This is a genomic window from Paludibacter jiangxiensis, assembly GCF_001618385.1.
In the GTDB taxonomy this organism is placed as follows: Bacteria; Bacteroidota; Bacteroidia; order Bacteroidales; family Paludibacteraceae; genus Microbacter; species Microbacter jiangxiensis.
In genome coordinates, this window is the sequence record NZ_BDCR01000003.1 from 581,726 (window position 1) to 597,903 (window position 16,178).

General features: G+C 45.1%; 14 protein-coding genes. 5 read left to right on the plus strand and 9 right to left on the minus strand.

Annotation, left to right across the window (positions count from 1 at the left end; translation table 11 throughout):
* The first annotated feature begins 3 nt into the window (after positions 1-3).
* Together PJIAN_RS08935 and PJIAN_RS08940 are read left to right on the plus strand one after the other, a co-directional pair.
* Positions 4-339: a nitrous oxide-stimulated promoter family protein gene (locus PJIAN_RS08935; RefSeq protein ID WP_068704179.1), complete on the plus strand. Its 336-nt coding sequence runs from the start codon at positions 4-6 to the stop codon at positions 337-339.
* Positions 332-1,339, plus strand: a complete 1,008-nt coding sequence (locus tag PJIAN_RS08940) for a glycosyltransferase family 4 protein (RefSeq protein ID WP_068704185.1) — start codon at positions 332-334, stop codon at positions 1,337-1,339. The genes PJIAN_RS08935 and PJIAN_RS08940 overlap by 8 nt, the downstream gene beginning before the upstream one ends.
* Before the next feature lie 2 nt (positions 1,340-1,341).
* Here PJIAN_RS08940 and PJIAN_RS08945 read toward each other — a convergent pair whose 3' ends face one another.
* From PJIAN_RS08945 to PJIAN_RS08985, 9 genes are all read right to left on the minus strand, one after another.
* Entirely contained in the window at positions 1,342-2,493 is a 1,152-nt protein-coding gene (locus PJIAN_RS08945; RefSeq protein WP_068704186.1) for a glycosyltransferase family 4 protein, read from the minus strand.
* A 5-nt stretch (positions 2,494-2,498) separates the two neighbouring features.
* Positions 2,499-3,602, minus strand: coding sequence for a glycosyltransferase family protein (locus PJIAN_RS08950; protein WP_068704187.1), 1,104 nt, complete (start codon positions 3,600-3,602; stop codon positions 2,499-2,501).
* A gap of 14 nt (positions 3,603-3,616) precedes the next feature.
* Positions 3,617-4,642, minus strand: a complete 1,026-nt coding sequence (locus tag PJIAN_RS08955) for a glycosyltransferase family 2 protein (protein WP_068704188.1) — start codon at positions 4,640-4,642, stop codon at positions 3,617-3,619.
* Positions 4,639-5,568 (minus strand): glycosyltransferase family protein, encoded by a 930-nt coding sequence (locus PJIAN_RS08960; RefSeq protein ID WP_068704189.1) that lies wholly within the window; start codon positions 5,566-5,568, stop codon positions 4,639-4,641. Before PJIAN_RS08960 ends, PJIAN_RS08955 begins: the two co-directional genes overlap by 4 nt.
* 25 nt (positions 5,569-5,593) lie before the next feature.
* The gene (gene wzx, locus PJIAN_RS08965; protein WP_068704191.1) at positions 5,594-6,997 is read right to left on the minus strand and encodes an O-unit flippase-like protein; all 1,404 of its coding nucleotides are present in this window, start codon (positions 6,995-6,997) and stop codon (positions 5,594-5,596) included.
* 6 nt (positions 6,998-7,003) lie between these two features.
* Positions 7,004-8,074, minus strand: a complete 1,071-nt coding sequence (gene wecB / locus PJIAN_RS08970) for a non-hydrolyzing UDP-N-acetylglucosamine 2-epimerase (protein WP_068704194.1) — start codon at positions 8,072-8,074, stop codon at positions 7,004-7,006.
* A 15-nt stretch (positions 8,075-8,089) separates the two neighbouring features.
* The gene (gene wecB, locus PJIAN_RS08975; protein WP_068704197.1) at positions 8,090-9,205 is read right to left on the minus strand and encodes a non-hydrolyzing UDP-N-acetylglucosamine 2-epimerase; all 1,116 of its coding nucleotides are present in this window, start codon (positions 9,203-9,205) and stop codon (positions 8,090-8,092) included.
* An 88-nt stretch (positions 9,206-9,293) separates the two neighbouring features.
* On the minus strand, positions 9,294-10,589 hold the full coding sequence (locus tag PJIAN_RS08980; RefSeq protein WP_068704202.1) for a glycosyltransferase family 4 protein: 1,296 nt from the start codon (positions 10,587-10,589) through the stop codon (positions 9,294-9,296).
* 6 nt (positions 10,590-10,595) lie between these two features.
* Positions 10,596-12,254, minus strand: a complete 1,659-nt coding sequence (locus tag PJIAN_RS08985; RefSeq protein ID WP_068704204.1) for a S41 family peptidase — start codon at positions 12,252-12,254, stop codon at positions 10,596-10,598.
* Between the two features lie 272 nt (positions 12,255-12,526).
* Between PJIAN_RS08985 and PJIAN_RS08990 the strand changes: the two genes are divergently transcribed.
* From PJIAN_RS08990 to PJIAN_RS09000, 3 genes are all read left to right on the plus strand, one after another.
* Entirely contained in the window at positions 12,527-14,083 is a 1,557-nt protein-coding gene (locus PJIAN_RS08990) for an NAD(P)/FAD-dependent oxidoreductase (protein ID WP_068704206.1), read from the plus strand.
* A 214-nt stretch (positions 14,084-14,297) separates the two neighbouring features.
* The gene (locus PJIAN_RS08995; RefSeq protein ID WP_068704685.1) at positions 14,298-14,660 is read left to right on the plus strand and encodes a BlaI/MecI/CopY family transcriptional regulator; all 363 of its coding nucleotides are present in this window, start codon (positions 14,298-14,300) and stop codon (positions 14,658-14,660) included.
* 1 nt (position 14,661) lies between these two features.
* Positions 14,662-16,137 carry a M56 family metallopeptidase gene (locus PJIAN_RS09000; RefSeq protein ID WP_068704207.1) on the plus strand — a complete coding sequence of 492 codons (1,476 nt, stop codon included), beginning with the start codon at positions 14,662-14,664 and terminating at the stop codon, positions 16,135-16,137.
* Positions 16,138-16,178 lie beyond the last annotated feature (41 nt).

Here is a 16,178-nt window from a genome sequence, read left to right on the forward strand (position 1 = left end):
CGAATGTCATCGGATAAGATAGAACGCGAAAAAGAGACAATTCATACAATGATCAGCATTTATTGCAAAGGGAAGCACAAACAGCCCGAACTTTGCGATGAATGCCGGTCATTGCTTTTATATGCCCAGCAACGTTTATCCAAATGCCACTTTGCTCCGAACAAACCGTTTTGCAAAAATTGCACGGTTCATTGCTATAAACCGGATAAACGTCAACAAATCCGCGAAGTAATGCGGTATGCCGGCCCTCGGATTTTTTTCTATTATCCGCTACTAACTTTGAAACATCTGGCACAAGGAATAAAAACCAATCTCAAACTCATTTTTCAACATGCATAGAGAGAAGATTCTGTTCGTTTACAAGGAACCGTCAACTTTTGTAAAGACCGACAGGCAAATCCTTGCTGAAAAGTATGACATCACCGACTATTGTTTCCGTCCGGTAAGAGGTATTGGTAAAACCGCGTTGGAAATGGTGAAGCAGTTCTTCTTTCTGCTATTGATCGGATGGAAATTTGACAAAACCTATATCTGGTTTGCCGATTACCACTCTTTTCTACCAGTTTGGTTTGCCCGCTTGTTAGGAAAAAAGTCGTTTCTTGTCATTGGTGGTTACGATATTTGCCGTGAACGATCGCTTACTTACGGAGCTTTCTGCTCCAAATTTCGGGGATTCTTCACCGCTCAAAGCATCAAAAAAGCCACAGTCAACCTAACCGTCTCGCAATACGTCGGCCGGAAAGTCGGTTTTGTGTTTCCAAAAGTAAAGCACGAGATGATTTACAACTGCATCAACATGCAGACGAACGAAAACACAAAGCAAAAAGAAAAACTGATTTTATGCGTTGCCCTGATCGAGTCGCAAAGGACGTTCCTGCGAAAAGGAATTGACACGTTTCTGGAACTTGCCGCCCACGTCCCCGATTACAGGCTGGTACTGATCGGTCCGAATAAGGCCGCCATGGCATTATTTCCGAAACCGTTACCTGAAAACGTATCTGTATTTGAACGCCTTCCGCACGCAGAACTCGCCTCTTACTTTGAAAAAGCTTCGTTTTATTGTCAGTTATCGCGGGTAGAAATCTTCGGCATTGCCATCGGAGAAGCTATGCTCAATTATTGCATTCCTTTGGTTACCAATGAAGGTGGAATGCCCGAAGTGATCGGCAAAACCGGAGTAATTGTTCCCCGAAACGCGCCGAAAATAGCAGAAGAAATCCGTCAACTTGAAGTTATGGAGACTACGGCACAACGAAAAGAGTGCCGCGACCGGATTCTGGAACTTTTCAGTCTGGAACAGCGAACCAAGGCTTTATTGACGGCTATTGAAAAGTATTAAAATCACTTCGTTCCTGAAAGCTGCATAAAGAGCTCATTCCAGTGATTCATAACATTTTTCATCGAAAAACGATCGCTGTTTATTTTTGCCTGAAGGCCCATTTGTTGACGCAAGGCATCGTTCGCCATCAGTAACGAAAGCTTTTCAACAAAAGTGTCGGCATCATCTTCCGTAACAAGAAAACCATCTTCACCGTCGCGAATCACATCGCGCGGGCCGCACTTGAAAGCATACGAAACAATCGGCAATCCGCAGGCAACGGCTTCCAACAGCACCATGGGTAAGCCTTCAAAGCGTGAGGTCATCACGTAAATGGAACTGCTGATATACTCTTCAAAAATATGAGGCGTAGGAGGTAATATCTCCACCGAGCTCCGATAAGACGAAGTTCTAATCCTGTCTATCAATTCATTGTCGACCACATCGCCCACTAGCGACAATTTCCATTCCGGAAAATTGGGAGCTACCCGTTCCCAAATATCCAGTAACCGGTCAATTCCCTTGTCAAAAGAAATTCGTCCGATGGTGAGAATTCTTTTAGCGGAGTAATCAGCATGTTGTTCGGTAGTGAAAGGCAGCGGATTAGGCACTACCTCCACATTTGGTTTCTCGAGCCAAAATTGTTTATCTTCTTCCGTCAACACGATAAACCGGTCGTAATGAACCGGCAGGTGCGAGTCGTGACGCAGGCGGTAGAGGATACGCGCCCGTTGCAACCAACTTGTCGCTCTCCGAAACTCAATTTTCGCCCTTGGTTTCAGGCAACGGTGCGATTCCAGAATTTTTTTGCTGCCGTCTTTTATCTTGTACAGAAACTCTTTTTCGTCACGCGACATAGACACCACAATATCGGCTTTTTCAGTCATCAATATCTCTTCCAGCAAACGACGATGTTCACGAAGCTTTTTACGGTACAAAAAATAGCTCTTCAAAAAATTCTTTTCCTGAGCCAGTTCCAGATAGTTGAGATCAAGCTCAATATGCCGTATTTTCGGAGAAAAAGGATAAAAAGAAGGTTGTCCTTTATGATCGGTAGTAAGAATAATCACTTCATGACCAAGCACATCGGCCATGTAATTAGCTTTCTGCACCACCACCCGCTCCATGCCTCCGCCTTTAGCAGCAGTTGTCGATATTGTATAGATGATTTTCATTTTCTTCAATTGAACAAACGACCGAATACCGCATCGAAACGACGGTTCCAGGTGTGATCGGACTCCGCCCTTTTGCGGGCATTTTCTTTCATAGTGCGACGCAATGCCGCATTTTCGGGCTTCAGATAAAACGCCGCTTTTGAGACAAATTCTTCATCGCTGCGACACAAAACTATTTCCTTCCCATCTTCAAAATAGCCGGCCAGTTCTTCACGGTAGGGCGCAATTTGTAAGCCACCGCACATCGGTATTTCGAAAGTACGCAAGTGTATTTTATGCACCGGATTTTTCAGCACAAAGGTATTGCGCAATTCGGAAATTCCCAGCGACAACGCATGATTGGAATAAACCGCGTTCATCTGTTCAAAAGGTACGGAACGCTTCAGCTCCAGAAAATCATTACGATGGAGTTGCTTTTTTTCAGGAAACAGTTTATTCATCACCGTTCCGCAGGCCACCCGGCGACCGATGGCAAATGTTGACAAATTAGCCAGCAGCTTCAGGGTATCTTTGTAGGTCAACGATTTTCCGGCACCACCTTTTCCATCGGCAAAAAAGCCATCGGAATACAACGTGCAGGGAATCTGATGTTCGGTCAGCGAATTGACCCGAATCACCCGATCGTCATAAAGCGTACCAATAAATCCCACCGACAACATTTCCTCTCCAAAATCAGGTTTGAAAAGGTGAGGATTAGCCGCGTACGGTTGAAAAACAGAGTTGCATTTCCATCCGTCAAACAGGTATTGCGTCTCTCTGGAAGTGAGCCAAACCAAATCAAAATAAGGCGCTATCTCCTTATGGATGAACGGAGCATGAAGATTATCAAAACAAATCAGCAAAGATGGAATGCCCAACGCTTTCACCTGCCGCATGGTTTCGGGATACAACAAGCGAGAAGGCACACAGTTCATGAACAAGTCGTAGGCTTTCCCTGCTTTTTGCAAAAATGGAATCAACTTTTCATTTGCCTCATCTGTCGATTTAAAAGTCAACGGATTATACACCGTAACAGTATGCCCTGCCCTTTCTAATTCATCGAGCAGATGAAACCGCTGCCACTGTTGCATATACGCACTCGTTTCGGCAAAATAGTATAGAATATTCATTGAATTGCTGCGAATTAAAATTTAACGCCCGGATATCGTCTCAATACCTTCGCCATCGTGATGGCCAAATCACCTGCAAGAGAGAAGCGTGAAGTGATGACTTTCAACAAAAAACGTTGCCATGCAGAAAATGGCAATTTAATTTCCGGATGCCGTTTTTCAACATCGGCAAAAAGGGAAGCATATTTCCTGCGCAAAGCAGGTGTGGTATGCAAAAGATAAGCCCCACGATCCATCAAACGCGCCTTGGCCAGATAGCTTTCAAAGCGCGGCAAATCGTTTTGCTGAATAAAAAAATCCTGAAGCAAGTCGAACATCCGTATCATCGACTCGAAATGAAGAGCCTGCTTACTTCCGCTGCTGTATGATCCCTGATTCGACTGATTGTAATAGTAAAGCGGATGATGGAAAACTGCTACCTTTTTGGCAAAATAAAAAAGCCGAACCGTAGCAAAATAATCTTCTCCGAAATTGATCCCTTCGGCCATTCTTATTTGGTGCGTAGTCCACAACGAGCGTTTGTAAAGAGTTCCCCACAAAGCCGCACGGGTTTCGTGAAAAGCAAGTCCTTCGATATACGACTGCGAAGTTTCCGGGAAATTCTGCTTCACGACAGACACCTGAGATTCTCCCCGATAAGAGAAAAAGCTATCGGTAGTCACAATATCGGCCTGCTGTTGCACGGCCTGTCGCACTAACATTTCTACCGCATCCAGTTCCAGAAAATCATCGCTATCGACCCACAACAGGTAATCGCCGGTTGCTGCGTCGAGTAAGGTGTTCCGGGTCTGGCCAATGCCTTTATTGGCAACATGCGAAATGATTTGCACCCGATCTTTTCGTTCTGGATATTGTTCGATCGTTTGCTGCAAAACAGACACACTGTTATCTATAGAACAATCGTTTACAAAGACAAATTCAATATTTTCATAACTCTGACCGCACAACGAATGCACACACTTTGCAATATAATTCTCAACATTGTAGACCGGCACCAATATTGAAACCACGCTTCCGTATTGCAAGGCATCTGTTTTCATTCAGAAATCAGGTTAAGAAAGCTGCGGGCCGAGATTTCATTCGTACCGTTGGCCAAAATCCATTCGCGGGGATGAAAAACGGAAAGGTCAGTATGTTGTACCAAAAGCGCTTCGAGTTCCTTCATGTCTCTAAAGAAACAGCCAGTTTCCTCGCTTAGGTAAGGCGCACTTGATGCTGCATAGTTTCTCAGCTTATATTGATAATTCCCCTGATTCCAGACAAATGTCGGGGTATCGGAAGCCCACATTTCAAACAGGGCAATACCCTGAGTTTCGGTTGCCGAAAAGACAATGGCAAAGTCGACACCTGCCAGTTTTGCCTTCATTTCATCCTTGGTATAGCTTCCGTAAACAATCGATTCATAACCAATGTTCATGCTTTCCAGCAAAGCCTTACATTGTTCCGCCAGTTTTTTCTGCGGATATTTCAAATAGAGCAGACAACGTCGTTTGTGCCCCGCCGTCAATTGTTTGGGAAGGTTCCATTCGTCGGGATCCACGCCACTACACCAGATCGCGATACGACCTTCCACGGCAGGATTATCTTCTACAAACGCATCCAGGACCCATTGCGATGGAACCAGCATTTTATCGACAAGCCCGGATGCAATTATTCCGCCTTCGTCAGCCGACGAAACCGCCACGTTGGGACCCACCGTCAGTCGTTTTATTTTACCTTTTTTCTTAAGACCAAGGGCAAAATTCAATGCCTCAAATCCGGATAACACATGAACATGATCTCCGATCTCCGAACGACGGGTTACGTTGATGTTGTACTCAACGCCCAAGCGATTGAGGCCATCGGTAATCCCTGCCGTAACAGCGCCATGCCCACGGGTATAGGCTGCTTCGCCGAAAAGTTTTCGTTTAATCCGTTTCAGCTTGTATATAAATGCAGTGCTGTTGTGTGTTAAAAGGGTCAGCATAAACTATCTGATATTCAAATAATATTTATTTCCAGCCGTGTTTAATTACATTTCCGATAAACCCAAAGTAATTTCCGGCCGTCAGTTGCAAATCTTTTTTGACCACCAAAGGCCATTTCCAGTACTGGTAAACCAGCTGAGACAAGCCAATTCCGAGAATAATGGAAGCCACGCCCAACGTAGAGAATTGCAGCAACAAAAATACGGCAATAAATGCAAGAAAGCCCGAAATAAGATTGGATTTGAAGAAAGGCACCTCGTTTTTTATCGTCAAAAAGGCGGTCGACATGCCGCTGTTTACTTCCATGTATGAAATAATCAGGTAAATCACGATCAATCCACTGGCCAGGAAATTGGTTTTACTATGAATAAGCGCCATGAAATAAGGGCCTATCACCACAAATCCGGTACCGGCTATGATGTAGAAAAACAGTAAAAATGTGTTTGATTTCAACCACAATCGCTTCAGGCTCTCCATATCTCCGGTTACCCGATAATGCGTCATTTTGGGAAAATAGGTATTAAAAACAATCATCCCAATACTGGAAATCAGTTCAATAAACTGCCGTGTCGTACCAAACTCGCCGATCACCGTCAACGAAAGATACAAAGGAGCCATCAGCAAAATACCCTGATACATCAGGAATCCCCGGATCACCGTCACACCCACTTTAAGAGCATTCGGAGTCATAACCGCCATGATCTCTTTCACGCTTTTCTTGTTGCTGCAGGCCATCTGCTGCTTAGTTTCTTTGTCGTAAAAAGTCGAATAACAAAGAATACGATTCACCACATCGCTTATCAATTGCCCGAATACCAACGAAATAAGACCAAAACCCAGTAACAACATGATAACGGACGACAGGATGCGTGAACCATGACCGATGATGACGATCTGTTGGTATTTTTTTACAAAACCACGCCCCAGCAACAATGAGCTATAATAGTATGTATAAAGCTGATAAGCAACTAAGATACCATAAACAATCCAGGCAATCCATACCGTGGTAATATTTCCCTGATAATTGTTTTTTTCAAAAATATAGGGCAAGTAAAAAGGAGATGCCACGAAAAAGACAAGCAAAAAAATACCGGCAATGATGGCATAGTAACGCCTCATAGCCGCAATCAGGCTCCTGAGCAAGCCATAATCAATAGATTTATCGTTTTCAGCGACCGTAACGTAGCCTTCAGATTTCAATTCCTTGGCTCCACTGAAAACATAAGTAATATTGCGGGAGAAAGCATTGGAAAATCCGAAATCGAGCAGCGCCGCCAATCCGCCGATGGTCAGGAAAATATTCCATAGGCCGACCTCCTTCGATGGCAACAAATGAAGCACCAAAGGAAGGACAAGCAGACCTGAGGCGATGCGCATGAAAGTTCCGGCAAAGTTCCAGATTACATCTTTACGTCCAATTTGTTCCATTCAAAATCAGGCTTTTGAAATTGTGTCGGCAATAATGTCAGAGGCATGACCATTGCCATATAAGTTGATAGAGAAATCGGGTTGATTCATTTTTGCTTTTTCAAAGGCGGCCATCAGCAATGCCTTGTCGGTACCAACCAGTGTGTTGAATCCACATGTAACGAGCTCCGTCCATTCAGTCTGTTCGCGCAGGGTGATGCAATGCTTTCCAAAGAAGAAAGCCTCTTTTTGTACACCTCCGCTATCGGTAACAACCATTTGGCAATGTTGTAAAAGCCGAATCATATCGAAATAGCCCACCGGATCTATAACACGGCATTGCAATTCGATTCCGTTTTGTTGCAGAATAGCTCGGGTACGCGGATGCAACGGCAACACCACTGGAGTTTTCCGGTTAATCTCGTTCAATCCTTCGATCAATTGACGTAGCTTTTGCACATCATCGGTATTTTCTTGCCGGTGAATAGTTGCCAGTACAAATTCTTTGAGACCTAAATTCTCAATGATAGTCGATTTCAACGCTGCTTTCTTGGCATAAAAAAGCGCAGCATCGAGCATCACATCTCCGCTTTGAACCACTTGTACCGCAAAATTACGGAAGCCTTCGTTGTCAAGGTTTTGAACGGCAGTATCGGTAGGGCAAAACAAAATATCGGAGATGCGGTCGGTCAGGATGCGGTTGATCTCTTCGGGCATCTGCCGGTTGAACGAGCGCAAACCTGCCTCTACATGAATTACATGAATGTGCAGTTTGGAAGCTGCCAGTGCACCGGCCAAAGTAGAGTTAGTATCGCCGAAAACCATCAGAGCTTCGGGTTGCTCTTTGAGCAAAATGTTTTCGATTCCTTCGAGCATGCGCCCGGTCATCGCTCCGTGATTCAAACCATGAATGTCGAGATTATAGGCTGGTTTCGGGATCTCCATCTCCTCAAAAAAGACCTCCGACATATTGGCGTCGTAATGTTGCCCGGTGTGTACCAGAATCTCTTCTATACCATGCTGCTTTAGCGACCGCGATACAGCTGCCGCTTTCACAAACTGAGGTCTTGCCCCTACTATGGTAAGAATGCGCTTCATGGTCAACTCATCAAATTAAAGCGTTTCCAGAATAGCGACAATGCGTTGTGCCGTCTTGCCATCCCAATATTTCGGGTTGTTTCCGGTCTTTCCTTCTCCCCTGACAATAGCAGCCGCTTCGGCTTCGATATCGTCGATCTTAATCAGCTTATTGCTGCCTTCCCAAACGGTCACAGGGCGTTCGGTATTAGGGCGCACTGTGAGGCAGGGAATATTGAGATGGGTGGTCTCCTCCTGAATGCCTCCTGAATCGGTCAGAGCAAATTTGGCACGACTCACCAAATGGATAAATTCCAGGTAGCCAAGCGGCTCAATCAGGTACAGGTTCGGAAATGACGAGATCGTTTCCAGCAAACCGAACTGCTGAATATTTTTATATGTTCTTGGATGAATGGGAAATACGAGTGGAATTTGCTGCGATACCGCTCCCCAGATATTTACTAAACGTTCCAGCGATGCTTTTTCGTCCACGTTAGACGGGCGATGGAAAGTCATTACGCCGTAACCGCTCGCCGAGAGGTCGTTGATATCGATCTTGCCCGGTTTGTTGAGCAGACCGAATACCTGCGGAGCTCCGGCAGCTTTTGCCAGATTGGCTTCAAGGGTATCGATCATCAGGTTGCCCACCATAAAGATTTTTTCTTGCGCAACGTTCTCTTTCAACAGGTTTTCGTCGGCATCGGCGCTGGTGGTAAAGAAATAGTCACTAATGGAGTCGGTCACCAGACGATTGATCTCTTCAGGCATGGTACGGTCGTTGCTGCGCAGGCCGGCTTCGTAGTGTATTGTTTTTATATTCAATTTAGCAGCCACCAAAACGCAGGCAGCAGTACTGTTCACATCACCTACTACCAGTACAAAATCGGGGATCTCGTCAAGGCAAACTTTTTCAAAGCCCGTCATTATTCGGGCGGTTTGCTGGGCATGCGATGCAGAACCTACTTCGAGGTTGATATTTGGAGCCGGAATGCCGAGTTCTTCAAAGAAACGGCCCGACATTTGGGTATCGTAATGTTGTCCGGTGTGCACCAACACAGCCTCGAGCTGAGGATGATTTTTCAGTTCATGCATCAAAGGCGCTATTTTCATAAAGTTGGGACGCGCACCGCAAACAAGGATAATTTTTTTCATTTTTCGGGAACAAAGAGCCAAGAACCAAGATTCAAGACTAATATTTATTTGGTACTGAATACTGAATAGTGCTAACTGTGGACTTTTATTATTTTGTTATATCATCGAGCAGCCCGGCCATCACGCCACACTGTGCACGACGGGAATATTGTTCGTAACCGCTGGCCGAAGAGGTCAACGTTCCGGTTTGGTATTTCGCGAAAAGATCAAGTAGCATCTTTTTCATGCCTTCCACATCGTCGAAATCGACAATCACGCCTGAACCGGTTTGGTTCAACACTTTTGCGATGTCGCTGCCTGACGGTCCGATGGCCAGCGTAGGGCGACCCGAAGCCATATACTCGTAGAGTTTGCCGGTAAGAATTCCGTTGGCGTTAGGCGTATTGTTGATCAGCAAAAGCAACATCTGCGCTTTCTGCTGAAATGCAACCGCATCTTTATGAGAAAGATAGCCAACTTTTTCGACATAGTCGCCTAGTTGATATTTTTCAATATCTTCAAAAACCACCGCTTCGATATTGCCCACCAACTTGATTTTAATCTTCGATGCGAGTTCTTTATTTTCGGGCAACAGTTCACTCAAGGCTTTCCACAACACTTTCGGGTTACGCGCTGCATTGACACTTCCGATATGCACCAGAGAAAACTCTTCATCGACCGCAACATCCTGTCCGGCAACATCGGCTTCGTCGTATCCGTTATGCACCAAAGCGATTTTCTTAGGTCCCTTGGCTTCAAATTCGGAGCACCAGGTAGGGGTTACACTCACCACGCAATCGGCTTCCGAAATCACCTGCTGCTCGCGGCGATGATGCAATTTATCGGCCAGCCATGTAAGATTCAGCTCTTTATAAAAATCGATATTGGTCCACGGATCGCGAAAATCGGCAATCCATGGTATGTTTGTTTTGCGGTGCAATTTCAGTGCGATAATATGCATGGAATGAGGCGGTCCTGTAGAAATAATTGCATCCACAGGATTGTTACTGAGATATTCGGACAGGTATTTCACCGAAGGATTTATCCAGAAACAACGCGGATCGGGAATCAACAGGTTGCCACGCAATGCCAGCGCCAGTTTGTGAATAGCACCTCCCTTTTTGCCGCCGGCAGCATATGCCACATTGACCTTTTTCCCTTTGTTGCCCGTCAATGCTTTATAAATCTCATACGGTTCCCAGATTTTTGTTTTCAGCACCTCGGTATCGGACGATACATCCTGCAACAAACTTTGGTCTTCAATGGCAAAATCGGGATTTTCAGGAGTGTAAATTACAGGTTGCCAGCCATATTGAGGTAAGTATTTAGCAAATTTCAGCCATCGCTGCACGCCAGACCCTCCGGAAGGAGGCCAGTAATAGGTAATAATCAATACTTTGCGCATAGCGAATTATTTCCCCAGTATTTTATTGTAAGCACTCATATCTTTGAACAACTCTTCAGCTTTCAACAAGGTCTTATCCTGAGGTAATGCATAACGTACCACGCCTTTCTGGTAGTAGTAACGCTTCACAATTTCAGCATTGATAAGATTGGTTATATCCTTACGGAAAGTATCTAAATCCTTGTCAATATTCGGAGTCAGTTTAGCCTGTAACGCTTTGAAATCGGCAGCGGCCACTTCATCGTAACCTTCAATTTTCGCCGTCGCCATCAAATTCTTCAACAATTTATCGCATTGAAGAGTATAAGTAAACTTCTTATCCTTGGTAAATTGTTTGAATTGATCATATTCCGCATCCGTAATTCTGAACTTTTCCGGTTCTGCAATAGACGCGTGTGTTAGAGCATATTGAGAGGCAAAATCAAAAATAATATTCTGGTTCATCAGATAATACGCAATGCTCACTTTCATAGAATCTTTCACTTCCACATCGGGGCGGATTCCACCGCCATCGCGCACCGTACGGCCAATTTTTGTTTTGAACTCATGGGTAAGGCTATCGGCAACATGTATAGGAGTACCGTCATCCGTGCGATTTGAATAATCAATCGCCTGAATACAACGTCCGCTTGGAATATAGTATTTAGCGGTGGTAACTTTGAGGTGTCCTTCGTAAGGCAACTGGCGAATAGACTGTACCAGCCCTTTTCCAAAAGTACGAACCCCGATTATCACAGCACGATCCAAATCCTGCAGCGAACCGCTTAAGATCTCGGAAGCCGAAGCTGTATTTTGTGACACCAGAATTGCCAACGGCATGTCGGGCAATATCGGTTCGTTGATAGTACGGTAAGTGCGATCCCACTGTTTGAGTTTTCCGCGTGTCGAAACCACTTCTGTATTCTTAGGGACAAAGAAACCTACCATTTTCACCGCCTCATCAATAATTCCGCCCCCATTGTCACGAAGGTCGATTACCACCGAAGTTACGTGGTATTTATTCTTTAGTTCCAGCAATGCTGCCCGCATTTCTTCTGCAGCGCTGTTGGTGAATTCATTGAGCAGCACGTATCCTGTATTATTACCAACGACTCCATAGTAAACCACCGGATTAATTGTAATCCGTTCACGCATCACATCGAAAGAACGCACCTTGGTTTCTCCCGGACGCTGCACCTTAATTTTTACAATGGTTTTGGGTTGTCCTTTCAACAAAGCGCTAACCTCCGAAGTTGATTTTCCTTTCAGGTTCAAGCCATCCAGTTCAACCAACACATCACCCGCTTTAAGTCCTGCTTTTGCCGCCGGTTTTCCTTCATACGGTTCTGAAATAAATACCTGTCCCGATCTGCCTCCAATCAAAGCTCCGATGCCGGCATATTCGCCGGTAGTCATCATTTTGAGTTCATCCGTCTCTTCTTTTGGCATATAAACCGTATAAGGATCAAGGCCTTCCAGCATATTATCGATACCGGAACGTATCGTTTTATCATAGTTCAGTGTATCAACATAGAAGGCGTCAAGCTCTCTAACCACACTGTTGAACACATCCATATTTTTGCTCAGAGAAAAACGTCTTTCATTAGCATCCTGTTGAGCAATCACCCCAAAGGATACCACGAGCAATGTTATAATCAGTAAGGAGAATTTACTAAATCGAATCATGTAGTAAGTTTGCTATAAATTTGTGCAAAAGTACGTATTATTTTCGGGAAACCTTATTTGTTAAAAGTAAAAATGATTAAGTGCTAAACACCTAACAGAAAGAACTTTCATCTCTCTTGAGAATAATTTCAGGATTCAAAGGTTTCAAGATTCGAAAATGGGGAGATACCTCTGGTTTGGAATGATTAGAATCCTGAAATTATGGGACATAACACACATTTGACGAATCGGAGGTTTAATGCCTATCTTTGCACTCTCTAATAAAATAGTTTATGCAATCCCTTCAACTGACCCTTTCGCCCGAACAGGCGCACACCCCCGAGTTGTTGAAACAGGCTGTAGCCAAAGCGCTTTCGTTGCCTCCGACACAAATATCACATATTCGTCCTGTACGCAAATCAATTGATGCCCGGGGACGATTCGTCAAAATAAATCTTGCCGTAGAAGTTTTCACCGGCAAAGAACCCATCACCTCCGATACCATACCCTTGCATTATCAGGATGTAACCAATAAGGAGGAAGTGATCGTGGTGGGTGCTGGTCCTGCCGGTTTGTTTGCCGCACTGCGACTGATTGAACTTGGCTTAAAACCGATTCTTCTGGAACGCGGACAAGCGGTAACCGAACGCAAAAGAGACCTTGCCCAAATGATCCGTAGCAACACGCTGAATCCAGAATCGAATTACTGTTTCGGTGAAGGCGGCGCCGGTGCTTTCTCCGACGGCAAACTCTATACCCGATCCAAGAAAAAAGGGGATGTACAACGCATTCTCTCCATTTTTCACCGTCACGGAGCGCAGGATGAGATCTTGTACGAAACCCACCCGCACATCGGTACCGATCGTCTGCCACAGGTAATCAAGGCTATGCGTGAAACGATTTTGGAGCATGGAGGCGAAGTACGCTTCAACACCAAAGTCACCGGACTAAAGGTGGAAGATTCCCAAATAACCGGGGTGGAACTGGCAGACGGGAGCTCTCTGAAAAGCAAAGCGGTGATTCTGGCTACCGGTCATTCGGCCCGCGACGTTTATCATCTTTTGCACAACAACAATATTGCTCTCGAAGCCAAAGGTTTTGCCATGGGCGTGCGGGTTGAACATCCTCAGGAGCTGATCGACAGCATTCAGTACCATCGTCGCGAGCGGGGAGAATTTCTTCCGGCGGCCGCCTACAATCTGGTGGAACAGGTCGATGATCGCGGGGTTTATTCGTTTTGCATGTGTCCCGGCGGACATATCGTTCCGGCTTCTACCGGAGCCAAAGAGCTGGTGGTAAACGGCATGTCTGCTTCGCACCGCAACTCACCGTTTGCCAATTCCGGTCTGGTGGTTGAAATCCGCCCAGAGGATTTGGGCGAGTATCAGCAATATGGCGTGTTGGCAGGACTGCACTTCCAGCAGTACGTGGAAGAGCTGGCCTTTTTCAATAACGGTAGCAAGGGTTTGACCGCTCCTGCACAGCGCGTAGGCGATTTCGTCAAAGGAAAGCTTTCCGGATCGCTACCCGACTGTTCCTATCTACCGGGGGTACTCTCTTCCCCACTCCATTTTTGGTTACCGCAGCATATTTCGAGCCGCCTGCAGCAGGGCTTCAAAAAGTTCGACCGCAAAATGCATGGCTACCTCACCAACGAAGCATTAATTGTGGGTGTTGAGTCACGCTCCTCATCTCCGGTACGCATTCCACGCGATATGGAAACCTATCAACACGTGCAGATTGCCGGACTATTTCCTTGCGGCGAGGGAGCCGGTTATGCCGGAGGAATAACCTCATCGGCCATCGACGGAGAGAATTGCGCAGCAGCTGCAAAACGGTATCTGGAATAAGTTGGCAAGAACGCAACTGACTCCAATTAAGCCAATTTTCACAAATTAGCATCTGTGAATTTGGGTTTTTCATGTACCTCGCGTTCAATTGATTTTCACCTGAAAAATTAAAAGAATATAAAATCAACTTCTCGCAGCACCATTAATTACGAAACATTCGTAGATTTGCGACGTGATAATAATGGCCGTTTTATTACAGAAAGAAAAAACGATTATGGAAAAACTGACACCACAAGAAGAACAAGCCATGCAGGCGCTCTGGAAACTCAAGGAGGGCGGAGTTGTGAAGGATATTCTCGAAACCTATCCCGAACCTCAGCCTCCCTACACCACTCTTGCTTCGACAATGAAAAATCTGGAGAAGAAAGGGTATGTCAAAAGTCGCCGCTATGGCAATGTTTACTGGTACGAACCCGCGTTGAGCTCCGAAAGTTATTCGGAGAAAATGCTTTCGGGCATTATCGACAACTACTTTCAAAGCTCCTACCGTTCGCTGGTAGCCTTCTTTGCTAAAAATGAGAAGATTTCGCGCGATGATCTGGAAGAGATCGTGAAATTGATCGAAAAACAGAAATAGTATGGCACCTTTTACGCTCTATCTGTTGAAAGCAAACGGGGTGTTTATCCTGCTGTTTGCATTTTACCTGCTGTTTCTGCACCGCGACACTTTTTACAAAGCCAAGCGGGTGTATCTGCTGGGAATCATTGTGGCATCGGCTCTTTTGCCGCTGTTGCATCCCGCAGCTCTCATTCCGCAAAAAGAGAGTGTACAGTATGTCATTCTGCTGGTCGGCGATTCACTGAATAATTTGGCTCGTCCCGAAACATTCTCTTTGAGCACGATGCAATTAATCGACCTGTTGCTCTGTGTTGGAATTGCCGGCAGTCTGCTGCTTTTGCTGTTTCGTTATTTACAACTATGGTGGGTAATGCGGCGTTGCAGAGTGGTTTGCTACGGTAATCAGAAAGTGTACGTCCCTGCGAAAGAGCTTAATCCGTTCTCGTACCAGGGTCGGATATTCCTCAATCCGGAACTGTACACAGAAGAGGAACTGGTGAGAATCATCCGGCATGAGCAGGCTCATATCGATCAAAAGCACGGAATCGACCTGATGCTGGTGGCGTTTTTTCAATCGTTGGTATGGATGAACCCGTTGTATTACTGGTTCGCACGTTCGGTACGCGAGAACATTGAGTTTTTGGCAGATCAACAGGTGTTGCGCTCGGGACAGGATCCGAAAGCATACCAGTATGCCCTGCTGAAAGTGGCTCAAAGCAGCTCGCTGCCACTCACCCAACATTTCAGTATTTCACACTTAAAAAAACGCATTATCATGATGAATAAAAAACGCACCCACTCGCTGTGGACCAGCAAATACCTGCTGGTAGTCCCTTTATTAATTGGCACCCTACTCGTTGTCAACGCAAAAGAGCTGAAAGATGCCTGGAGCAATGCCGATTTTACGGAAAAGAATCAGTCTTCTGACTCGGTTGTATCTCCCGATTCGACCAAACAAGTACAACATGAAGTAATCATCATTAAACATCCGGGCGATTCCACTCACGCAGAACCCCTAATTCTGATTGATGGCAAGAAGGTAACAAAAGCCGAGATGCAGCAGATTGACCCTGAAACCTTTAGTTCTGTTGACGTTTTCAAAGACTCATTGGCTGTTTCAAAATTTGGCGACAAAGGGAAAAACGGAGTGATTGTTATTACTTCAAAGAAGAATATTAAAACGACATTCGATAAAAAAGGCAATGTCAATCGGGTTATTGTTGTAGATCCAGATCGGGCATCAAAACATGCATTCGTCACAACAACAATCAACAATAAAGACACAACAACTGTCAAAACTATCATTATCAAGAAAACTGGAGAACAAGGTTCTCCCCTTATGATTTTGGACGGGAAAGTCATAGAGTCCACGATAAATGTCGTAAATCCGAATAATATTGAGTCGGTTGTTATATTAAAAGATTCAACAGCCATAAAAACTTACGGGAAAAAGGGCAAAAACGGAGTGATTATCATCAAATCAAAAGAAAAATAATTCCCTTCCGTAAAATGAAAAAATCCTGCCGTAGAAAACCA